Origin of the sequence: Methylobacterium sp. Leaf102, assembly GCF_001422425.1 — a bacterium.
In the GTDB taxonomy this organism is placed as follows: Bacteria; Pseudomonadota; Alphaproteobacteria; order Rhizobiales; family Beijerinckiaceae; genus Methylobacterium.
Genome location: NZ_LMMX01000039.1, coordinates 147939 through 170283 on the forward strand (window position 1 = coordinate 147939; position 22345 = coordinate 170283).

The 22345-nt window shown below is 67.6% G+C and carries 20 protein-coding genes; 11 read left to right on the plus strand and 9 right to left on the minus strand.

Translation table 11 applies throughout. The annotated features are described in order from the left end of the window. Positions 1 to 13 precede the first annotated feature (13 nt). A complete protein-coding gene (locus ASF27_RS19520) occupies positions 14 to 454 on the plus strand; it encodes a PRC-barrel domain-containing protein (RefSeq protein ID WP_056175863.1) in 441 nt (146 codons plus the stop codon). A gap of 82 nt (positions 455 to 536) precedes the next feature. Here ASF27_RS19520 and lpdA read toward each other — a convergent pair whose 3' ends face one another. The 8 genes from lpdA to ASF27_RS19560 form a co-directional block, all read right to left on the minus strand. After that, positions 537 to 1976: a dihydrolipoyl dehydrogenase gene (gene lpdA / locus ASF27_RS19525; RefSeq protein ID WP_056362688.1), complete on the minus strand. Its 1440-nt coding sequence runs from the start codon at positions 1974 to 1976 to the stop codon at positions 537 to 539. 6 nt (positions 1977 to 1982) lie between these two features. Further along, the gene (locus tag ASF27_RS19530) at positions 1983 to 2576 is read right to left on the minus strand and encodes a hypothetical protein (protein ID WP_056362692.1); all 594 of its coding nucleotides are present in this window, start codon (positions 2574 to 2576) and stop codon (positions 1983 to 1985) included. A gap of 17 nt (positions 2577 to 2593) precedes the next feature. Next, positions 2594 to 3982: a pyruvate dehydrogenase complex dihydrolipoamide acetyltransferase gene (locus ASF27_RS19535; protein WP_056362695.1), complete on the minus strand. Its 1389-nt coding sequence runs from the start codon at positions 3980 to 3982 to the stop codon at positions 2594 to 2596. Positions 3983 to 3986: 4 nt separating this feature from the next. After that, positions 3987 to 4586, minus strand: coding sequence for a Uma2 family endonuclease (locus ASF27_RS19540; protein WP_056362698.1), 600 nt, complete (start codon positions 4584 to 4586; stop codon positions 3987 to 3989). Positions 4587 to 4600: 14 nt separating this feature from the next. After that, on the minus strand, positions 4601 to 4876 hold the full coding sequence (locus ASF27_RS19545) for a DUF5076 domain-containing protein (protein WP_056175852.1): 276 nt from the start codon (positions 4874 to 4876) through the stop codon (positions 4601 to 4603). 160 nt (positions 4877 to 5036) lie between these two features. Continuing rightward, the gene (locus tag ASF27_RS19550; protein WP_056362701.1) at positions 5037 to 6473 is read right to left on the minus strand and encodes a pyruvate dehydrogenase complex E1 component subunit beta; all 1437 of its coding nucleotides are present in this window, start codon (positions 6471 to 6473) and stop codon (positions 5037 to 5039) included. A gap of 49 nt (positions 6474 to 6522) precedes the next feature. Further along, the gene (gene pdhA / locus ASF27_RS19555) at positions 6523 to 7581 is read right to left on the minus strand and encodes a pyruvate dehydrogenase (acetyl-transferring) E1 component subunit alpha (protein ID WP_056175846.1); all 1059 of its coding nucleotides are present in this window, start codon (positions 7579 to 7581) and stop codon (positions 6523 to 6525) included. 138 nt (positions 7582 to 7719) lie between these two features. Further along, on the minus strand, positions 7720 to 8031 hold the full coding sequence (locus ASF27_RS19560; RefSeq protein ID WP_056176197.1) for a septum formation initiator family protein: 312 nt from the start codon (positions 8029 to 8031) through the stop codon (positions 7720 to 7722). A 66-nt stretch (positions 8032 to 8097) separates the two neighbouring features. Here ASF27_RS19560 and ASF27_RS19565 point away from each other — a divergent pair, with 66 nt between their 5' ends. The 7 genes from ASF27_RS19565 (at position 8098) to ASF27_RS19590 (ending at position 14048) form a co-directional block, all read left to right on the plus strand. Continuing rightward, positions 8098 to 8994, plus strand: a complete 897-nt coding sequence (locus tag ASF27_RS19565; protein ID WP_200918892.1) for a LysR substrate-binding domain-containing protein — start codon at positions 8098 to 8100, stop codon at positions 8992 to 8994. Between the two features lie 276 nt (positions 8995 to 9270). Then, positions 9271 to 10773, plus strand: a complete 1503-nt coding sequence (locus tag ASF27_RS19570) for a DEAD/DEAH box helicase (RefSeq protein ID WP_056362704.1) — start codon at positions 9271 to 9273, stop codon at positions 10771 to 10773. Between the two features lie 142 nt (positions 10774 to 10915). After that, positions 10916 to 11101 (plus strand): DUF1508 domain-containing protein, encoded by a 186-nt coding sequence (locus ASF27_RS19575; RefSeq protein WP_056362814.1) that lies wholly within the window; start codon positions 10916 to 10918, stop codon positions 11099 to 11101. Positions 11102 to 11251: 150 nt separating this feature from the next. Then, the gene (locus ASF27_RS19580; protein ID WP_056362817.1) at positions 11252 to 11545 is read left to right on the plus strand and encodes a hypothetical protein; all 294 of its coding nucleotides are present in this window, start codon (positions 11252 to 11254) and stop codon (positions 11543 to 11545) included. A gap of 193 nt (positions 11546 to 11738) precedes the next feature. Next, positions 11739 to 11867: a hypothetical protein gene (locus ASF27_RS23460; protein WP_274533805.1), complete on the plus strand. Its 129-nt coding sequence runs from the start codon at positions 11739 to 11741 to the stop codon at positions 11865 to 11867. A gap of 75 nt (positions 11868 to 11942) precedes the next feature. After that, positions 11943 to 12353 carry an acyl-CoA thioesterase gene (locus ASF27_RS19585; RefSeq protein WP_056175838.1) on the plus strand — a complete coding sequence of 137 codons (411 nt, stop codon included), beginning with the start codon at positions 11943 to 11945 and terminating at the stop codon, positions 12351 to 12353. A gap of 72 nt (positions 12354 to 12425) precedes the next feature. After that, a complete protein-coding gene (locus ASF27_RS19590; RefSeq protein WP_056175835.1) occupies positions 12426 to 14048 on the plus strand; it encodes an ABC-F family ATP-binding cassette domain-containing protein in 1623 nt (540 codons plus the stop codon). A gap of 18 nt (positions 14049 to 14066) precedes the next feature. Here the strand turns inward: ASF27_RS19590 and ASF27_RS19595 are convergent, their stop codons facing one another. Next, complete coding sequence (locus ASF27_RS19595; RefSeq protein WP_056175832.1) at positions 14067 to 15227, minus strand: putative zinc-binding peptidase; 1161 nt, start codon at positions 15225 to 15227, stop codon at positions 14067 to 14069. A gap of 351 nt (positions 15228 to 15578) precedes the next feature. Between ASF27_RS19595 and ASF27_RS19600 the strand changes: the two genes are divergently transcribed. The 3 genes from ASF27_RS19600 to ASF27_RS19610 are packed head-to-tail and all read left to right on the plus strand — an operon-like array spanning position 15579 to position 22278. Continuing rightward, entirely contained in the window at positions 15579 to 18848 is a 3270-nt protein-coding gene (locus ASF27_RS19600; protein ID WP_082479364.1) for a transglutaminase family protein, read from the plus strand. Continuing rightward, the gene (locus ASF27_RS19605; RefSeq protein WP_056362710.1) at positions 18845 to 21364 is read left to right on the plus strand and encodes a circularly permuted type 2 ATP-grasp protein; all 2520 of its coding nucleotides are present in this window, start codon (positions 18845 to 18847) and stop codon (positions 21362 to 21364) included. Before ASF27_RS19600 ends, ASF27_RS19605 begins: the two co-directional genes overlap by 4 nt. Beyond that, positions 21361 to 22278, plus strand: a complete 918-nt coding sequence (locus ASF27_RS19610) for a transglutaminase family protein (RefSeq protein WP_056362713.1) — start codon at positions 21361 to 21363, stop codon at positions 22276 to 22278. The genes ASF27_RS19605 and ASF27_RS19610 overlap by 4 nt, the downstream gene beginning before the upstream one ends. Positions 22279 to 22345 lie beyond the last annotated feature (67 nt).

Sequence of the window (22345 nt, forward strand, 5' to 3'; positions counted from 1 at the left end):
GAAGGTTAACCCCATGGCCCTGAAGACCATTTTCGCCGCTGCCCTCGTGGCGGCGCTGCCGACGCTCGCCTCCGCTCAGGAGACGGTGAAGCCGGCCGTGCCCGTCGCGACCACCGGCGGCATGACCATGGCCGACAAGGCCAGCGTGAAGGTGACCTACGTGACCGCGCAGCCCGCCGACGTGATGTCGTCGAAGCTCATCGGCCTCAACGTCTACAACAACGCCAACGAGACCGTGGGTGAGATCGAGGATCTGGTGATCGTCGACGGCAAGACCGTGAGCGCGGTGATTCTCGGCGTCGGTGGCTTCCTCGGCATGGGCGAGCGCTACGTCTCGGTCAGCCCGTCGAGCATCACCCTGGCGAAGAAGGACAACACTCTTCGCGCCCTCATCGACACCGACAAGGACACGCTCAAGTCCGCCCCGGCCTTCGAGTATTCGAAGAAGAAGTAAGTCTCTCGGCGCCTCAAGCGCCGTCGTTCAACCGTTCAAGGCCGTTCATGCCTGCGCATGGACGGCCTTTCGTTTTGCCGAATCAGGAGTGGATCACTTTGCCGTAAGCGTCGAGGACGCTCTCGTGCATCATTTCCGATAAGGTCGGGTGCGGGAACACCGTGTGCATCAGATCTTCTTCCGTGGTCTCGAGATTCATCGCGACGACGTAGCCCTGGATGAGCTCGGTGACTTCGGCACCGACCATGTGGGCGCCGAGCAACTGGCCGGTCTTGGCGTCGAACACCGTCTTCACCAGACCGTCCGGCTCGCCCAGCGCAATGGCCTTGCCGTTGCCCGCGAACGGGAAGCGGCCGACCTTGACGGCGAATCCCAGCTCCTTCGCCTTGGCCTCCGTGAGGCCAACGGAGGCGATCTGCGGCTGGCAATAGGTACAGCCGGGGATCTTCGCCTTGTCCATGGCATGGGTCGGCAGGCCCTTGATGGTCTCGACGCAGAGCACGCCTTCGTGCTCTGCCTTGTGGGCGAGCATCGGCGGCCCGGCGACGTCGCCGATGGCGTAGAGGCCGGGCACGTTGGTCTGGCCCAAGCCATCCGTGACCACGATCCCACGATCGATACCGACGCCGAGTGCTTCCAGGCCGAGCCCCTCGATGTTGCCGACGACACCCACCGCCGAGATGAGCTTCTCGGCCGTGAGCTGCTGGCTCTTGCCGTCACCGGTCTCGATGGTGGCGGTGACCGCGTCAGCGGATTTCTCCACCTTCGTCACCTTGGCACCCGTGAGGATCTTGATGCCCTGTTTCTCGAAGCGCTTGCGGGCGAGGCCAGCGATCTCGGCATCCTCCACGGGGAGGATCTGCGGCAGCAGTTCGATCACCGTCACCTCGGCGCCCATGGTGCGGTAGAACGAGGCGAACTCGATGCCGATGGCGCCCGAGCCCATGACGAGAAGCGACTTCGGCATCGCCTCCGGCACCATGGCCTCGTAGTAGGTCCAGATCTGGTGTCTGTCCGGCTCGATGCCCGGGATCGCACGGGGCCGCGCTCCGGTCGCGACGATGATGTGCTTGGCCGAATACGAACCGGCGGCGAGCGCCCCCTTCGGGGCTGGCGCGCGGGCGGTCTCCTTCACCGTCACCTTGCCGGGCGAGTTGCCCTTGGCCGCCGCCGCGATGGTGGCCTCGCCCCAGATCACATCGACCTTGTTCTTCTTCAGCAGCATGCCGACGCCGCCGTTGAGGCGCGTCGAGACCGCGCGCGAGCGCTTGACGATGGCGGCCGTATCGAACCCGACCTTCTCCGCCGACAGGCCGTAATCGGAGGCGTGCTGCATGTAATGGTAGATCTCGGCCGAACGCAGCAGGGCCTTGGTCGGGATGCAGCCCCAGTTCAGGCAGATGCCGCCGAGGTGCTCGCGGTCGATCACCGCCGTCTTGAACCCGAGTTGCGCCGCCCGGATCGCCGCGACGTAGCCGCCGGGGCCCGCGCCGATGACGAGGATGTCGTAGGTGTCGGCCATGCCTGTTCAACTCCGGATACGAGAACGCAGGCTATCAAGGGTGGTTCGTTCCGCCGGTAGCACGAAAGGAGCATCCTTTCGCCCGCGCAGACTGAGAATGTCTCCGTCCTTCCACTCCTTGACGCCCGGGCGATAGGCCTCAAAGGACGTACACTCCCAACCGCCGCCGCTCTTCCGCGTGGCGGGGTTGAAGCTGGCCGCGGGATAGCTGAAGCAAATCCGCGACTGTTCGAGGCGCCTGACGAGACGGCCTTTTTCCATGAATTCAGTCGCGAACGGCTCTGGCTTCCAGCGGCCTTCGAGGATCACGTCGTTTCCAGGATACCAGAGGTAGACTTTCCCATCTTTGGTAGCGAATTCGACCTGAGTTCCGTGTTCGGTGTTGTGCGTCAGAAGGGTGCTGTCGGACATCGCGGCCCGGACATCCTGGATCGTTACCGCCTCACGCAGCCTCAGGGCATGAACGAGGATGCCTTTTCCACCTTCCGTATCGACTTCAACGCGTTTGACGTTCGTATTCTCGGCTTTCCGGGTCTCCGCATGCGCAGGGTAAGCTGCGTAGCAGGTGAACAGAGCTAGGAAGAGGAAGGCGGATCGCATCGTGATAGGCCGGGGGCTCACACCAACATCCCCATCGGGCTCTCGATCAGGCTCTTGAACGCCGAGATCAGCTCCGCCCCCAAGGCACCGTCGAGCACCCGGTGGTCGCAGGACAGTGTCGCGGTCATCACCTGCGCCACGGCCGGCTGGCCGTCCTTCACCACGATGCGCTTCTCGCCCGCACCCACGGCGAGGATCGAGGATTGCGGCGGGTTGATCACCGCCGTGAAGTGCTTGATGCCGAACATGCCGAGATTGGACACCGAGGTGACGCCGCCCTGGTACTCCTCGGGCTTGAGCTTCTTGGCCCGCGCGCGGCCCGCGAAATCCTTCATCTCGTTGGAGATGGTGGAGAGCGTCTTCTGGTCGGCCTTACGAATCACCGGCGTGAACAAACCGCCGTCGATGGCGACCGCCACGCCGACCTCGGCGTTGTCGAACCGCAGGATACGGTCCTCGGCCCAGACGGCGTTGGCGGCCGGCACGCGCATGAGCGCGAGGCCCATGGCCTTGATGACGAAGTCGTTGACGGAGAGCTTGAACAGCGGCTTGCCGTCCTTGCCCTGGCCGGCGCTCCTGTTGAGCTGCTCGCGCAGGGCCATCAGGGCGTCGAGCTCGCAATCCACCGTGAGGTAGAAGTGCGGAGCCACCTGCGTCGCCTCGGTGAGGCGCTTGGCGATGGTCTTGCGCATGCCGTCCAGCGGCACTTCTTCGTAGGTGCCCTTGGCGTAGAAGCCGCGCACCTGATCGACGGACAGGCCGGCCGGGCTCGCGGCCTTGGCGGGCGCGGGCGCCGCCTTCGGCGGCTCAGCGGGAGCCGGCGCTTCGGTGAGGGCCGGAGCCTTGGTCTGCGCGGGGCCGGCGGCCTTGGCGGCGCGGACATCGCGCTCGATCACGCGGCCGCGCGGGCCAGAGCCCGTCACGGCGGCGAGGTCGATGCCCTCCTGCTTGGCGATGCGGCGGGCGAGCGGCGAGGCGAAGACGCGGGCCCCCTCCCCCTGGGTGGCGGCGGGCTGAGCGCCGTCCGGTGCCTCGTTCACCCGCGCATAGGACATCTGGCCGCCGCCGGGCGTCGCGTTCTCGCCGACGGGGTCCTTCGATGCCTCGGCTTTCGGCGCGTCGGCCTTCGGTGCCCCGCCGGCCTGGACGCTCGACGGGTCCTCTCCCTCGCTCGCGATGATGGCGATGAGGTCGTTGACCGGCACGTCGGCCGTGCCCTCGGGCACCAGAATCTTGGCCAGAATCCCCTCGTCGATGGCCTCGACCTCCATGGTCGCCTTGTCGGTCTCGATCTCGGCGAGGACATCGCCGGATTTCACTGCGTCGCCCTCCTTCTTCAGCCATTTCGCGAGGTTGCCCTTCTCCATCGTCGGCGACAGGGCGGGCATCAGGACGTTGATCGGCATGGCATCAGGTCTCGAGCGAGGGGGGCGGCGGGGCGGCCGGATCGTCGAAGGGGAACAGGCTGTCGAGGGGGAACGGGACGGCGTCGAACGGCGGGAGGCCCACGGTCTCGCCGCGCTCGACCGTTCCGAGAAGAAGCCATTGCCGACCGGTGAGCGCGAAGGCTTCGAGCACCCCGTCGCCGGGATCGAGGAGCCAGAGATTGCCGACACCGGCCTCCGCGTAGATGCGGCGCTTGGGGCCGCGATCGAGGCGCACGGTGGCGGGCGAAAGGATCTCGCAGACCCAGTCCGGCGGGGTCTCGATATAGGCGGTCTCCGGCTCGGCGGAGAGGCATTCGCGGCGCCATCCTGCCAGATCCGGCACCACGACGTGGGACCCCAGGTGAAGCTCCGGCTCGACCATGAAGATCCAGCCGCCCGGCCCCCCACGTCCGCGACCGAAGGGGTGGCCGAGTTCGGCCGCCAAGCCCGCCGCCGCCATGGCATGCCGCGGGCGCGGCCTTGGATGCGTCTCCAGGGTGCCGTCGACGATCTCGGCCACGAGCCGGTCGGGCACGGCTTCGAGATCGGCGTAGGTGGCCCGGCGGAACGCGGCCTCGGCCATGCTGAATCCCCCCGCTAGTTCAGATCGCCGGGATCGAGACCCTCGGCCTCCCACCCGGCGCGGATACGCTCGAAGGCTTCCTCGTCCGACATCTCGGTCTCCAGGGCGTAGGTCCGCGCCGCCTGCCGGGCGAGATCGATGAGCAGGCGGCCCCAGGTCGCCGGATCGTCGAACGAGCGGCGCAGGGCCACGCTGACCGCGCCGTCCACGACGGCGGCACGCAGGACCTCGATGCCACCGTTCTCGATGGCATCGGGCGGTGCGGAGAGTTCCACGAAGGTCTTCGTCATGTCCTGTCCGAACGAAAGCGTTGGCCCACCTCACCCCGGGGGACGCATCCAGCTACCCTAAGCAGGTTCCGCAAAAGTGGTCACCGGTTTTGCGTCGAAAACCTGCGACAGATCAAGGAGCTAAGCTGGGTGAAGCGTTGGCTTGCCAACGCGAACCTGCTTAGCGGTAGCAGACCGCTTTCACCGCCTCGATCACCTCGCCGACGTTGGGCAGGGCGAGTTTTTCGAGGTTGGCCGCGTACGGCATCGGCACGTCCTTGCCGGTGACGCGCAGGACCGGGGCGTCGAGGTAGTCGAAGGCATCGACCATGAGCCGCGCGACGATCTCGGCGCCGATTCCCGATTGCGGAAAACCTTCCTCCACGGTGACGCAGCGGCCGGTCTTCTTCACCGATTCCACCACCGTCTCGGTGTCCATGGGCCGCAGGGTGCGCAGGTCGATGACCTCCGCCTCGATGCCCTGTCCGGCGAGCGCCTGCGCCGCCTTGAGGGCGTAGGTCATGCCAATGGAGAACGACACGATGGTGACGTCCGTGCCGGGGCGGTGGATGCGCGCCTTGCCGATGGGCAGGACGAAATCGTCGAGCTTCGGCACTGGGAAGCTCTGGCCGTAGAGGATTTCGTTCTCGAGGAAGATGATCGGGTTCGGGTCGCGGATCGCCGCCTTGAGCAGGCCCTTGGCGTCGGACGCCGTGTAGGGTGCGATGACTTTGAGGCCGGGCACGTTGGAGTACCACGCAGAGTAATCGTGGCTGTGCTGGGCACCGACGCGGGCGGCAGCACCGTTGGGGCCGCGGAACACGATGGGACAGCCGAGCTGTCCGCCGGACATATAGAGGGTCTTGGCTGCCGAGTTGATGATGTGGTCGATGGCCTGCATGGCGAAGTTGAAGGTCATGAACTCGACGATGGGACGCAGACCCGTGAACGCAGCGCCGACGCCGATGCCGGCGAAGCCGTGCTCGGTGATCGGGGTATCGACGACCCGACGCGCGCCGAATTCCTGCAGCAGCCCTTGCGTGATCTTGTAGGCGCCCTGGTACTCGGCGACCTCCTCGCCCATGACGAAGACCGAATCGTCGCCGCGCATCTCTTCCGCCATGGCGTCGCGCAGGGCCTCGCGGACGGTCATGGTGACCATCTCGGTGCCCTCGGGGAACTCGGCCATCACCGGGGCGGGCGCCTTGTTGGTGATGGTGGCGGGGGCCGCCGGCGCCCTCTGAGCGTCGTCGCCGCTCTTCGCCGTCGCGGCGGGGGCATCCGCCTGCCCTTCCGCCTGCATCGTCGGCGTCGGTGCCGCCTGGGCCGGGGTGTTGGCGGCGGGCTTCGGCGCGGAAGCGGCCGAGACGTCTTCGCCCTCGGCGGTGATGATCGCGATGGGCGTGTTGACCTTCACGCCCTCGCTGCCCTCCGCGACGAGTATCTTGGCGAGCACGCCCTCGTCGATGGCCTCGACCTCCATGGTCGCCTTATCGGTCTCGATCTCGGCGAGCACGTCGCCGGATTTCACCGGATCGCCCTCCTTCTTCAGCCACTTCGCCAGCTTGCCCTCCTCCATGGTCGGAGACAGGGCGGGCATCAGGATGTCGGTCGCCATGAAAGACTCGTCGATCGAGAAGGAGGGGCGCGGTCCGGGGACTCGCGGGTCAGGCGCGCGCTTCCAGCAAAATATCCGTCCACAGCTCGGCGGGATCGGGCTCGGGATCGTGGGTGGCGAACTCGGCCGCGTCGTTGACCGTCTCGCGCACCTTCGCGTCGGTGGCCTTCAGATCCGCTTCGGGCACGCCGTGCGCCTCGATCAGGCGCTTGCGCACCATCTCGATGGGGTCGTGCTCGTCGCGCATCTTCGAAACCTCGTCCTTGGTCCGGTATTTCGCCGGATCGGACATGGAATGGCCGCGATAGCGGTAGGTCTGCATCTCCAGGATGTAGGGGCCCTCGCCCGAGCGGGCGTGCTCGATGGCCCGCGCGGCCGCCTCGCGGACGGTGCGCACATCCATCCCGTCGACCTGTTCGCCCGGAATGCCGAACGAGATGCCGCGCTTCGAGAAGTCCGTCTGCGCCGAGGCGCGGGCGACGGAGGTGCCCATGGCGTAGCGATTGTTCTCGATGACGTAGACCACGGGCAGCTTCCACAGCTGCGCCATGTTGAAGCTCTCGTAGACCTGCCCCTGGTTGGCCGCGCCATCACCCATGTAGGTCAGGCTGACCTGGCCGTTCTTCCTGTAGGCGTCCGCGAAGGCGAGGCCCGTGCCGAGGGACACCTGCGCGCCGACGATGCCATGCCCGCCGAAGAACTGTTTTTCGCGACTGAACATGTGCATCGACCCGCCTTTTCCGCGGGAATAGCCTCCGCGACGGCCGGTGAGCTCCGCCATCACGCCCTTCGGGTCCATGCCGCAGGCGAGCATGTGACCGTGGTCGCGGTAGCCGGTGATGACCTGATCGCCGTCGATGGAGGCCATCTGCATGCCGATGACGACGGCCTCCTGGCCGATATAGAGGTGACAGAACCCGCCGATGAGGCCCATGCCGTAGAGCTGTCCCGCCTTCTCCTCGAAGCGACGGATGAGCAGCATCTCGTGATAGGCGTGGAGGTCTTCGTCGCGGGTGAATTGCGGCGTGTTCGGCGCCGGCGCGTGGCTGCCGGCCTCCGACGGCGTCGGATCGGATTTGGGCTGGCCCGCCTCGGTTGCGGAATCCATCGGCTCTCTCCCCGGGGACCGTCTGTTCTCCCGGAGGTTCTAGGACACGTGTTTTCGGAAAGCGAGATCGGCCGCCCGACAGATCGGAACGGTTGTCAGGTGCGCTCCATCGCCGCCCGGCGAAGCGGCGGAACAGGGCTACGGATTGATGACCACCACATCGTTGGCGTGGACCCGGCCGAGGACGACGCGTGCCCGCTCCTCGAGGAGGTCGCGGTCGATCTGCTCGCTGCGCAGCAGGGTGACGCGGTGCTCCCACTCGGCCCGGTCGGCCTTCACGGCGGCGAGTTCCTGATTGAGGCCGTAGGCCTGGATCTTCAGGGCGCGCTTCGCTTCGAGGCCCCGGTTGCCGCCCTCGGCCTGATGCACGAAATAGCCGACGACGAGCCCCGAGACGGCGTACAACGCCAAGGGCATCAGCACGGAACGGACGCGACGACGGATCACCATGGTCAGACCATCGCGCCGCAGGGTTAAGAAAGTCTTTTCGCGAGGCATGGGCGGGGACACGGCGCGATGATGCGCTTCGATCTCGTCGATCTCGGCCTGTTCCGCCACGTGGTCGAGGCCGGCTCCATCACCCACGGGGCGGCACGGGCCAACCTCGCGCTGGCGGCCGCCTCGGCCCGCATCCGCGCCATGGAAGTGTCGCTCGGCGCCGCCCTCCTCACACGCGGCCGGCAAGGCGTGACCACGACGCCCGCCGGGCGCACGCTCCTGGCCCACGCGCGCGATCTCCTCGATGGGATAGACCGGATGCAGGGCGAGCTCGCGGGCTTCTCCGGCGGCACCGTCGGTCAGATCCGGGTCCTGTCGAACACCAACGCCCTGACCGAGTTCCTGCCCGAGGTGCTGAGCGCCTTCCTCGCCCGCCAGACCGGGGTCAGCGTCGACATCGAGGAGCGGACGTCGGACGAGATCGTCGGCCTCGTGGCGGAGGGCGGCGCCGACCTCGGCATCGTGGCCGGCACCGTCGACACCGGCGCCCTCGAAACCTACCCGTTCCGGCAGGACCGTTTCGTCGTCGTGGCGGGCGGCGGCCATGCCTTGCGCGACCACCCGGCCGTGGCGTTCGCCGACGTGCTGGAGCACGACCTCGTCGGCCTCGACCGGACGAGCGCCCTCACCCGCTTTCTCGCCGACAAGGCGGCGCGGACGGGGCGGCCCATGCGGTTGCGGGTCCAGTTGCGCAGCTTCGATGCCGTGTGCCGCCTCGTCGAGTGCGGCGTCGGCCTCGGCATCGTGCCGGAGACCACCGCCGCCCGCGCGGCCCGCACCATGGCCATCGCGATCGTGCCGCTCCTCGATCCTTGGGCGGTGCGCGATCTGACCATCTGCGTGCGGACGCTCTCCGCCCTACCCGCCTTCGCGCGGGACTTCGTGGCCCACCTGCGCGCACCGCCAACTGCCTGAGCGGATTCGAGGATTGACTTCGCATCCGCGAACACGCATATCGCGAATGCAGCGTCAGCGGCCGTCATGGTTCCGCTTGAGAGGGCTGCGTGACGGATCGACGGGTCGCTACGTGCGAATTCCGACCGACCTGAGCCCCTCTCTTCAACGTGCATGCACCCGGACTGCCCCGGCACGCGGGCGGCTCCAGCTCAACGGACCGATTCGCAATCGATCTGCGTACCGACCATCGTTGGATGGCGTGCGCCACGGTCCCGCTGCCTTGAAAGATTAGACTTGACCCAGTTCACCGATTTCGGCCTCGCCCAGCCCGTGCTGCGGGCGCTGGAGGAGGCCGGCTACAAGACGCCGACCCCGATCCAGGCCCAGGCCCTCCGCCCCGCCATGGAAGGTCGCGACCTCTGCGGCATCGCCCAGACCGGTACCGGCAAGACGGCCGCCTTCGCGTTGCCGATCCTGCACCGCCTCGCCCAGAACCCGCGGAAAGCCATCCGCCGCGGCTGTCGCGTGCTGGTGCTCTCGCCCACCCGCGAGCTCGCCAACCAGATCGCCGAGAGCTTCTCGGATTACGGCCGGCATCTTTCGTTCACCAACACCGTGGTGTTCGGCGGCGTCACCATCTCCCGCCAGGAGAAGGCGCTGGCCAACGGGGTCGACATCCTCGTCGCCACCCCGGGCCGCCTCATGGACCTCATCGAGCGCCGCTCGCTGACCCTCGAGGCCGTCGAGATCCTCGTCCTCGACGAGGCCGACCAGATGCTCGACCTCGGCTTCATCCATGCCCTCAAGCGCATCGTGAAGATGCTGCCGAAGGAGCGTCAGAGCCTGTTTTTCTCCGCCACCATGCCGAAGAACATCGCCGGCCTCGCCGACCAGTATCTTCGCGATCCGGTCCAGGTCGCCGTCACTCCCGTGGCGACCACCGCCGAGCGCGTCACCCAGGAAGTCATCTTCGCCCATACGGGTGCGAAGCAGGCCCTCCTCAACCACATCCTGCGGGATCCGAAGATCGAGCGCGTCCTCGTCTTCACCCGGACCAAGCACGGCGCCGACCGCGTGGTGCGTGGCCTGGAGAAAGTCTCGATCAACGCCTCCGCCATCCACGGCAACAAGTCCCAGCCGCAGCGCGAGCGGGCGCTCGCCGCTTTCAAGGACGGCTCGTGCCGGGTTCTGGTCGCGACCGACATCGCCGCGCGCGGCATCGACGTCGAGGCCGTTAGCCACGTCATCAACTACGACCTGCCGAACGTGCCGGAGAGCTACGTCCACCGCATCGGCCGCACGGCCCGTGCCGGCGCCAACGGTCTCGCGATCTCGTTCTGCAACGACGAGGAGAAGGCCTACCTGCGGGACATCGAGCGCACCACGCGTCAGAAGATTCCCGTCGGCGCCTTCCCCGAGGGCTTCACGCCCCCGTCGCGCCAGGAAGCCATGGATGCCGCTCAGGCCGAGGAGCGCCGTCCGGCGCCCCAGGGTCAGCGTCCCGGTCAGCGCCAGGGCCAGCGTCCCGGCGGCGGTCGTCCCGGTGGCGGACGCCCGGGCCAGGGCCGCAGCGAAGGCGGTCGTGGTGGCCAGGGTGCGCCCGGTCGCAACGCCCGTCCGGATGGGGCGGCCCGCCCGCAGGACGGTCGCGGCGAGCGCCGTCCGGCCGTTCACGGTTCGGAGAACCGCTCCGAGCCCCGCAGCGACACCCGTCAGCGCACGCCGCGCCCGCAGGGTGCCGGCACCGGCACCGGCGAGGGCCGCACCATCGGCTGGCTCGACCGTTTCCCGCGCTGAGTCTCTCCGCGCTGAGCCTTGCGGTCCGTCATGACGACACCGCCCCGGGTCTCCGGGGCGGTGTTTTCGTTTGGGGAAGCACCACTTGCCGCGAAATCGCGCGACGCCATCTCATGGCGTGATCGTGAAGCGTGAGGGTGCCATGCGGTTTGAACTCTATCGGGATGCGACCGGCGACTGGCGTTGGCGCCTGCGCGCCACGAACGGCAACGTCGTGGCCGACTCCGCTGAAGGTTATGGGCGCCGGGAAGATTGCGAGCACGGCATCGCCCTCGTGAAGGGCAGCCAGGCGGCGTCCGTCGTCGACATGACCATGAAGATCGCTTGAGCGACCCGAACGCTTCGTTGACCCAACCGACATCCGGAACGATCCGGCCCGGCAACACTTCCGGGCTTCGTGCGTTTCAAGCGACCGGGTCCGATTCCGGAACCGTCGGCGCTTCACGTCCTGCCGACTTATCTCAGGGAGTTTGAGAACGTGCTCAGGAAACTCGTGCTGGCCGCGTTGCTGGCCTTAGGCTTCGCCGCGACGGCGCCGCAGAACGCGTCCGCCGCCCCCATCGGCCCTGCCCTCGCCTTGCAGACCGAGGCCGCACCCGCGGTCGCCCAGAATGTCCAGTACTACGGCTACCGTCGCCGGTTTTACGGTCCGCGTCCGTTCTACCGTCGTCCGTACTACGGTCGCCGCTTCTATGGCCCGCGTCGGTTCTACGGTCCGCGTCGCTTCTATGGCGCGCGTCCGTTCTACGGCCCGCGCCGCTTCTACTACTAAGCTCCGACGCGGTGGCGCGTTCGTCGGCGCCGCAGCATCGCTCTGAATAGCTTTGCTCGAAAGCCTGGCACTCTGTTCGAGTGACCAGGCTTTTTGCATGAAAATGCATCATAAGATTAGGAAACATGCATGATCGTGCGATAGGTCTTGGCGGCGATGCGAGCTTCATCCTCGGGGCTCTCGGAGGCAGACCATGACCGAACTCACCGCGACCGAAGTGCCAGCCCATGGCCTCTGGCATTCGATCCCCCTCGAGCTTCTGATGTCGGTCGGCGCCGTGATCCTCGCGGGCGGTCTCAAACTCACGGGACTGCTACCGTGAAGGTGGCGACGCCGCCCCCCGACGGCAGGAAGTCTGCGTAGGATCGGGCTGGATGAAACGCAAAGGCGGATTGGTATGACGGTCGAAGAGGAAGGTGGAGGTCCGCGCGGCGATCTCACCGTTCGAACCAGCGCGATGCCGGCGGACACCAACGCCAACGGCGACATCTTCGGCGGATGGGTGATGTCGCAGATGGATCAGGCCGGCGGCATCGCGGGCGTCGACAGGGCCCAGGGACGCGTCGTCACCGTGGCGGTGGACGCCATGACCTTCATTCGGCCGGTTCGTGTCGGCGACGTCCTCTGCGTCTACACCCGCGTCGGGCACGTCGGGCGCACGTCGATGAAGATCGAGGTCGAGGCCTGGGCCCGGCGCTTCCGCACCCAGGTCCGAGAGAAGGTCACGGAGGCGACCTTCACCTTCGTGGCCATCGACGATGCCGGCCGGCCGCGGGCCGTCGATCTGCCCGCACGGGCAGACGATTGAGGCTGCCTTCCCTTCCGCTCGGACGCGCCATGCCGTAAAGGCGCGAGACCCCAGACAAGGTCCCGTGCGCGCATGATCCGCCTCGAAAAAATCGGCAAGCAGAACGGCCGGCAGATCGTCTTCATCGAAGCGTCCGCCGCCCTTCAGAAGGGCGAGAAGGTCGGGCTCGTCGGCCCCAACGGCGCCGGCAAGACCACCCTGTTCCGGATGATCACCGGCGAGGAGGAGCCCGACGAGGGTCAGGTCGCCACCGACAAGGGCATCACCATCGGGTATTTCAGCCAGGATGTGGGCGAGATGTCCGGGTGCTCCGTGGTCTCGGCGGTGATGGATGGCGCCGGCCCCGTCAGCGTCGTCGGCACCGAGTTGAAGGCCCTTGAGGCGGGGCTCGCCGACCCCGACCGCGTGGACGAGATGGAAGCGCTCATCGAGCGCTACGGCGAGGTCCAGGCACGCTTCGAGGAACTCGACGGCTACGCCCTCGAAGGCCGGGCCTACGAGGTGCTGGCGGGCCTGAGCTTCTCGCAAGGCATGATGGACGGCGACGTCGGCAAGCTGTCGGGCGGATGGAAGATGCGCGTGGCTCTCGCCCGAATCCTCCTCATGAACCCCGACGTGATGCTGCTGGACGAGCCCTCCAACCACCTCGACATCGAGAGCCTGATCTGGTTGGAGGCCTTTCTCAAGAACTACGAGGGCGCTCTCTTGATGACCTCGCACGATCGCGAGTTCATGAACCGCATCGTCACCAAGGTGATCGAGATCGACGGCGGCACGCTCACCACCTATTCCGGCGACTACGCGTTCTACGAGCAGCAGCGGGCGCTCAACGAGACGCACCAGCAGGCCCAATTCGAGCGGCAGCAGGCGATGCTGGCCAAGGAAATCAAGTTCATCGAGCGCTTCAAGGCGCGCGCCTCGCACGCGGCGCAGGTGCAGAGCCGAGTGAAGAAGCTCGACAAGATCGAGCGGGTCGAGCCCCCGAAGCGCCGTCAATCCGTGGCCTTCGACTTCCAGGCTCCGCCGCGTTCGGGCGAAGACGTCGTGATGCTCAAGAACGTTCACAAGAGCTACGGCAGCCGCCGGATCTACGAGGGGTTCGATTTCTCCATCCGGCGCAAGGAGCGCTGGTGCGTCATGGGCATCAACGGCGCCGGCAAGTCGACGCTCCTGAAGCTCGTCACCGGCTCGACCCAGGCCGATGACGGCACCGTCTCCGTCGGCGGCAGCGTCAAGCTCGGCTACTTCGCCCAGCACGCCATGGATCTGCTCGACGGCGAGCGCACGGTGTTCCAGTCCCTGGAAGATGCGTTCCCACAGGCCGCGCAAGGGTCACTGCGCGCCCTCGCCGGGTGCTTCGGCTTCTCCGGCGACGATGTCGAGAAGCGCTGCCGCGTGCTGTCGGGCGGAGAGAAGGCCCGTCTCGTCATGGCCCTGATGCTGTTCGATCCCCCGAACTTCCTCGTCCTCGACGAGCCGACCAACCACCTCGACATGGGCACGAAGGAGATGCTCATCGCGGCGCTTTCGGCCTACGAGGGCACCATGCTGTTCGTGAGCCATGACCGCCACTTCCTGGCCGCTCTGTCGAACCGGGTGCTCGAAGTGACCCCCGAGGGAATCCACCAGTATGGCGGCGGTTACACGGAGTACGTCGCCCGCACCGGCCAGGAAGCGCCCGGCCTGCGGAGCTGAGACCGACAGCGCCGGACATCAGACGTTCGGTGCAGCGACGCGCTTGCGAAGACCGGTGATGACCGCCTTCAAGATTTCCGATCCGGCCTCCTCGCTGTCCATGCCATGGCCCATGCACCGCATGGTGACGATGCGCTCGTGGACGAAGGACAGTTTGGCGATCACCGCCGGCGTCAGCTTGAACGGGTAGAGCGCCGGCTGCCCCATGCTGCGGCTCAGGGAGTTCACCGCGTAGGTGAGCGGCAGCCACGCTTCGACCAGGCGGCTGAAATCCGGAATCTGGTAGGGATCGTAGTCGATCACGACGGGGTCCGCCGGCCCGTTGCGCAGGCGCGGCCGCACGTGGAGTTCGAAGGTGCCGGCCGTCTCCACCGTGTCGACGATGTGGAGATACTGTGCCCAGGTCTCGGCGAAATCCTCCCACGGATGGCTGGTGGCGTAGGCGCTGACGTGGGATTCCTCCCAATCCGGCGGTGCGCCTTCCCGGTAGTGCCGCTGCAGTGCACGGCCGTAATTGTCCCGCTCGTCGCCGAACAGCGACCGGAACGTCCACAAACTCTGGTCGAACCGCACCAGCACGTTCCAGAAGTAATGCCCGATCTCGTGGCGGAAGTGCCCCAGCAGGGTGCGATAGTACTCACCGAACAGCATCCGCCGCCGCTCACGTTCGACGTCGTCGGCCTCGGCGATGTTCAGGGTGATGATGCCGCTGTGGTGCCCCGTCAGGACGGGCGGCCCGATGCGGTAGCTCTCCGACGGATCGACCAGGAAATCGAAGGCGAGCCCCGTGGTGGGATTCTCCGTCCGGTTCATCAGCGGTAGGTTCAGGCGGAGCAGGGAGTAGAACAGCCGATGCTTGGCCGCCTCGATCTGGCGCCAGCGCGTGAGGTTCCAGGTGATGCCGAGGTCCGGCACCACACGGTTGTGACGACATGCGGTACAGTACCGCTCCGGCATGTCGTCGGGCACGAGCCAGTTGCAGGCGCCGTGCTCCGCATTGGCGCAGAAGCGGTACTTGCGGGTCGGGTTGGCATAGGCGTGCCAGATCTCGCCGACGGGCTCCAGTGCCGACATCTCATGCACTTCACCCACATAGCCGAGGCGGCGCTGGCAGCTCTCGCAAGCCGTGCTTTCGAAGCTGACGGGCTGATCGCAGGCCTGGCACTGGAAGATCTTCATGATGCCGTTCCGATGCCCGTCCCTTACCACCCTCAAGCACCACGTGCCCACCGGGAACGACCCGCCCCCCGACGCGGTGAGCTAAGCGGTGGCGTCCGACTATGTTCCCAGACCGGGCCGCCAGCGGATCATGCACGGAACTTGCTTACGGACTCGCTTCGATGCGAGGTCTGTGCCCCACGGCACGACGGCACATCGTCGGCAAGCCCATCGCACAAGCGCGACCGTTGGCGTATGGCTTGAAGACAGCATCCCCCGGGAGCACCGCAGGGCGGTGGCCCGGTTCTCCGCAGCCGGATCGGGCGTGTCCACGCCCCTCCGGCCCCACGCCCTGGTACTGCGGGAGTCCCCGTGTCGATCAAAGCCGCCCTGCACCACGTCACGCACTACACCTACGACCGGCCGATCGCGCTCGGTCCACAGGTGATCCGCCTGCGGCCCGCGCCGCACACGCGCACCGCCGTACCGGCCTACTCCCTCAAGATCCTGCCCGAGAACCACTTCATCAACTGGCAGCAGGACCCGAACGGAAACTGGCTCGCGCGCCTCATCTTCCCCGAGAAGACCACCGAGCTGAAGATCGAGGTCGATCTCACCGCCGACATGTCGGTGATCAACCCGTTCGACTTCTTCGTGGAGGAGTATGCCCAGGCGCGCGGCTTCACCTACGCCGACGATCTCACGGCGGAGCTGAAGCCCTACCTCGTGCTCGACGAGGCCATGGCGCCGGAGGTCGACGAATTCCTGACCCGCCTTCCGGCCGAACCGAACACGGTCCTGTTCCTCGTGGCCCTCAACGCCCAGGTGGCGGGCGAGATCACCTACGGCGTCCGCATGGAGCCGGGCGTGCAGAGCGCCGCCGAGACCCTGACCCTGAAGAGCGGTTCGTGCCGCGATTCCGCGTGGCTGATGGTGCAGATCCTGCGCCGCCTCGGGATGGCCGCCCGTTTCGTCTCCGGCTACCTGATCCAGCTCATCCCCGACACCACCGCGGTCGACGGCCCCGTCGGGACCTCCACCGATTTCACCGACCTGCATGCCTGGGCCGAGGTCTATCTCCCGGGCGCCGGCTGGATCGGCCTCGACGCCACGTCCGGCCTTCTCTGCGGCGAGGGCCACATCCCGCTCGCCGCGACCCCGCACTACAACTCGGCTGCGCCCATCTCGGGGCTCGCCGAGCCGGCCGAGGTCGCGTTCGGCTTCGAGATGACGGTGACGCGGGTCGCCGAGGCCCCGCGGATCACCAAGCCGTTCTCCGACGAGATCTGGGCGGCCATGGACGCGCTCGGCGACCGCATCGACGTGGATCTGGCCGAGCAGGACGTGCGCCTGACCATGGGCGGCGAGCCGACTTTCGTGTCCATCGACGATTTCGAATCGGCGGAGTGGAACGCCGCCGCCGTGGGACCGACGAAACGCGGCTTGGCCGACAAGCTCATCCGGCGCCTGCGCACGCGCTTCGCACCCGGCGGCATGCTCCATTACGGCCAGGGCAAGTGGTATCCGGGCGAGAGCCTGCCGCGCTGGGCCTTCGCCCTGTACTGGCGCCGCGACGGCGTGCCGGTGTGGAAGGACGACAGCCTGATTGCCGCCGAGGATGGACCGCGCGACGCCAACGCGACCCAAGCCAAGGCCCTGATCGACGGGGTCGCCAAGCGCATCGGGCTCGGTCCCTATGTCTTTCCCGCCTTCGAGGATCCGGTCTACTGGACGGAAAAGCGCGATGAGCTTCCCGTCAACGTCACCACCTCGGAACCGAGATTTCCGAATCCCGAGACCAACGCTCGCATGGCGAGGGTGTTCGAGCGCGGGCTCGGCGCTCCCGCCGGATACGCGTTGCCGCTAGCGAGCCTTCCGACAGGCCGGGAGGGTGCTGCGGACCGCATCTGGGTCTCGGAAGCCTGGGAGTTCCGGCGCGGTCACGCCTTCCTCACGCCGGGCGATTCCCCCGTCGGCTACCGCTTGCCGCTCTCGTCGCTGCCCTACGTGCCGCCGCAGAGCTATCCCTACTACCAGCCCCAGGACCCCCTGGAGGCACGCGACGCCCTGCCGGAAGGCCATCAGGGCGCCGAGACCATCAACGGGTCGGGCATGACCGGCGTCGCGGTGCGCACGGCCTTCGCCGTGGAGCCGCGCAACGGCGTCATTCACGTATTCATGCCGCCCCTGGAACGGGTGGACGAGTATCTCGAACTCCTCGGCCATCTTGAGGACGCGGCGGCCGAACTCAAGCAGACCTTGCACATCGAGGGCTACGAGCCGCCGTTCGATCCGCGCATGAACGTCATCAAGGTCACCCCGGACCCCGGCGTCATCGAGGTCAACGTCCATCCTGCTCCGTCCTGGCGCGATGCCGTGACGATCACCACGGACCTCTACGAGGACGCACGCCAGATCCGCCTCGGCGCGCAGAAATTCATGACCGACGGTCGCCACACCGGCACCGGCGGCGGCAATCACGTCGTGCTCGGCGGCGCCACGCCGACGGATTCACCGTTCCTGCGCCGGCCCGACCTCCTGAAGAGCCTGGTGCTGTACTGGCAACGCCATCCGGCCATGTCGTACCTGTTCGCCGGACTCTACATCGGCCCGACGAGCCAGGCTCCACGCATGGACGAGGCGCGCCACGACGGACTCTACGAACTCGAGATCGCCATGGCGCAGGTGCCGAAGCCCGACGAGCCCAACATCCCGCGCTGGCTGGTCGATCGCATCTTCCGCAATATCCTCGTGGACGTGACGGGCAACACCCACCGCTCCGAGATCTGCATCGACAAGCTCTACTCGCCCGACGGCCCGACGGGACGGCTCGGGCTTCTCGAATTCCGCTCGTTCGAGATGCCTCCGGACCCCCGCATGAGTCTGGCCCAGCAACTCCTGCTGCGCGCCATCGTGGCTTGGCTCTGGCGCGAGCCGCAGGAGGGCGGTTGTGTCCGCTGGGGCACGGGCCTGCACGATCGCTTCATGCTGCCCCACTTCCTGTGGGCCGACTTCCTCGACGTGCTGGAGGATCTCCGGGGTGCCGGCTACGATTTCGATCCAGCCGCGTTCGTGGCGCAGCGCGAGTTCCGCTTTCCCGTGTTCGGGACCGTAGAGCATGGCGGCGTGAAGCTGGAACTGCGCCAGGCCCTCGAGCCCTGGCACGTGCTGGGTGAGGAAGGCGCCATCGGGGGAACCGTGCGCTACGTCGATTCGTCCGTGGAGCGGCTGCAGGTCAAGGTCGAGGGCTTCGTGCCCGGCCGGCACGTGATCGCCTGCAACGGACGTCGCCTGCCGATGACCGGCACGGGCACTGCCGGCGAGGCGGTGGCGGGCCTGCGCTTCAAGGCGTGGCAGCCGGCCTCGTCCCTGCACCCGACGATCCCCGCGCACGCGCCGCTCACCATCGACATTCTCGATGCCTGGAGCGGCCGGTCGCTCGGCGGCTGCCGCTACCACGTCAGCCATCCGGGCGGGCGCAACTACGAGACCTTCCCGGTCAACACCTACGAGGCGGAGGGGCGGCGCCTTGCCCGCTTCCAGGCCCACGGCCACACCCCCGGCAAGGTCGAAATGCCCGTGGAGGAGACCAATCGGGAATTCCCGATGACCCTCGACCTGCGGAGCCCGGCTCCGCGATGAGCGCTGCGGCCGAGGCGGAGGTCTCCGGGCGGGCGGAACGGCTGGCACGCTGGACCTCCGGCTACCGGCCGCTTTCCGGCGTACCCGATGCATTCATGGACGCCTCGGGCAAGCCGCGCGCGGCCTGGACGCGCGTCCTCGACCACCTCGGCAACCTCACCGAGGTGGATATCGCCGCCCGGTTCGTCTCGGCGGTACGCCACATCCGTGACACCGGGATCTCCTACCGGATCTACGGCGACAAGCGCGATCACGCTTGGCCGCTCGGCTCCCTCCCGTTCGTGGTGGAGGCGGCCGACTGGCAGGACTTGAGCGCAGGCATCGTCGAGCGGGCGGAGCTGATGGAAGCGATCCTCGCCGACATCTACGGCCCCAACCGCCTCGTCGCCGGCGGTCTCCTCCCGGCCGCGGTCGTTGCGGGCAGTCCGGAATTCATGCGTCCCCTCGCGGGCATCGCGCCGCCGGGCGGTCGCTTCCTCAAGCTCTATGCCGCCGACGTCACCCGGGGACCCGACGGGCGCTGGCAGGTGCTGGCCGACAGGACCCAATCGCCGTCCGGACCGGGCTACGCCCTGGAGAACCGGATGGTGCTCACCCGCGCCTTCCCGGATCTCTACACCGATCTCCACGTCGAGCGTCTGGCGCCGTTCTTTCAGGCCCTCCGGCAGGGACTTGCCCTGGGTTCCCAGCGCAGCGACCCGCGCATCTGCCTGCTCACGTCGGGCCCGTTCAGTTCGACCTATGTCGAGCAGGCGGTGCTCGCGCGCTATCTCGGCCTGCTCCTGGTCGAGGGCGACGACCTCGTGATGCAGGACGGCGCGCTCCATGTCCGCACGGTCTCGGGCCTGAAGCGGGCCGATGCCCTATGGCGCCGCATCGATTCCGACTACGTCGACCCCCTCGAACTGAACCCGTCGTCCCGCCTCGGGGTCCCGGGCCTGATCGAGGCCCTACGCAATGGAAGCCTCGTCGTCGGCAACATGCCGGGCTCCGGCATCCTCGAGTCCGGTGCCCTCGCCGCCTATCTGCCCGGCATCGCCCGGCAGATGATGAACACCGACCTTCGATTGTCCGGCCCGCGCACCTGGTGGTGCGGGGATCCGGACAGCCTTGCCCATGTGCGCCAGAACCTCGACGCCCTGACGCTCCGGCCGGTGGCGACGCCCCCCAAGGGCATGGCCCGCGACGCGATCATGGCCCCCCTCGCCTTCGGGGCGGACCGCGAACGGGTCGTGTCGGCCTTACGCGACCGACCGTTCGACTACGTCGCCCAGGAGCGGGCGCCCCTCGCGACGACGCCCGGTTGGGATCGCACCGGCGGCTCCCTGCACCTCGTGCCCCGCCCCTTCGCCTTGCGGGTGTTCGCCGCGATGACGCCGGAGGGTTGGCGGGTGATGCCCGGCGGCTTCTGCCGCATCTCGGAGCGTGCCGACCTCGACCCCATCGAGATGCGCGCCGGCATCAAGGCGGCCGACGTCTGGATCCTCTCCGACGGCCCCGTCGAGTCGGTCCCGACGATTCAGCCCGCGACCCAGAAGGTGCGTCGAATCGCCGGACACCTGCCGTCGCGGGCCGCCGACAACCTGTTCTGGTTCGGGCGCTACGTCGAGCGGGCGGAGGCGGTGATCCGTCTCGTGGTCGCGCATCTCGGCAGCGTCGGCGCCGCCGTCAGCGCCGATATCGTCGGTGATGCACGGTCTCCGACCTCGTTGCGGATCCGAGCCCTTCTCGACGATTGGGGGGCGATTTCGGCCCCCGATCTCCCCACAGCCACCTTGGCGCGCGAGGCCCTGAGCCAGCGCGACAATTTCGGTTCCGCCCTGTGCCACAGCCTCTCGGCACGCGCCAACGCGGCGATCCTGCGCGAGCGGCTCTCAGGCGAAGCCTGGCGGGTTCTGGCCGATCTCAAGGACCTCCTCGATATCGGCGACGCCCGTGCCTATTCCGAGGCCGAACTCGTCGGTTTGGCCGAGCGGGGCCTCGGTCTCATCGCCGCGCTCGCGGGTCTGGCACAGGAGAACATGAACCGCACGGCGGGCTGGCACTTCGTCGATCTCGGGCGGCGCATCGAGCGGGTGATCAACACCTGCGCCTTCGCGACCCAATTCGCCGGGGATACGGCCACCGCCGAGGATCTCGGCGTGATGCTCTCGCTCTGCGATTCGCATATCGCCTTCGGCGCACGCTACATGCAGGGGGCCGCCCTCGACCCCGTGCGCGACATGGTACTCCTCGATCCGTTCAATCCACGCTCCGTCGCCTTCCAGATCGTCGCCATCGAGCGGCACCTGTCGGATCTGCCGACGCTCCGCGTCGATGGACTGCCCGAGCCGCATCAGCGCCTCGCCGCCAGGATCGGTGCCGAATTCGCCACGGGCGAAGCGGCCGAGTTCGACGGTGCGACCCTGGCGCGCCTGGAGAACGAATTCGAGCGCTTGGCCGACGCCATCGCGACCCGCTATTTCCCCAATGGTCCGCACGCCCTGCGGCCGGAGAAGCTCGTGGGGCTCGGGTGATCTACACGCTGCGCCATCTCACGACCTACCGCTACGCCCGGCCCGTCCGCTATGCCCGCTGCGGCCTGCGCCTGCGCCCAACGGACGGCGAGGGCCAGACGGTGCTGGGCAGCACCCTCACCATCACCCCCGAGCCGCGCCAGCGGGTGGTCCGGCGCGACTATTTCGGCCTCGACGTGGTGGCGGTCACCATCGACACCCCGCATACGGAGCTACGGGTCGAGTCGCTTTCGCGGGTCGACGTCACGCGCGCCCCCGCACCCGCGCCCGAATCCGGGCCGTCCTGGGAGCGGGTCCGCGACGGCGCGTTGGATCGGCGGTCACTCGCGCCGGACGCACCGGTGCACTTTCTCTTCCCCAGCATTCGCGTGCCCCTCGCCCCCGAGGTGACCGAATATGCGCGGACGAGCTTTCCGCCCGGGCGTAGCGCCTATGGCGGCGCCTTCGACCTGATGCAGCGCATCCGAAAGGATTTCCGGTTCGACGCCAAGGCGACCTCCGTCCGGACCCCGCTCGCCGAATCGTTCGCCCTTCGGGCCGGGGTCTGCCAGGACTTCGCCCACATCATGATCGCGGGCCTGCGCGGTCTCGGACTGCCAGCGGCCTATGTCAGCGGCTACCTGCGCACCATTCCCCCCGTCGGGCGCCCCCGCCTGCGCGGCGCCGATGCCAGCCACGCCTGGGTCTCGGTCTGGTGCGGAGAGGGCTGGATCGGCCTCGATCCCACCAACGGAATCGGCATGTGCGACGACCACATCGTCGTGGCGCGCGGACGCGACTACACGGACGTCTCGCCCATCGACGGCATCGTCTCGTCATCCGGCTCGCAGAAGCTCAAGGTCGAGGTCGACGTGGTGCCGGATGGCGAGCCGATGCCCGAAACGGCGAGTGCGGAAGCAGTGGACTCCGTCTGACGTTCGCTCGCGAACGCACCCCCCGCATGGACACGCGCACCTCGCATGGCTTAATCGCGTCACGTCC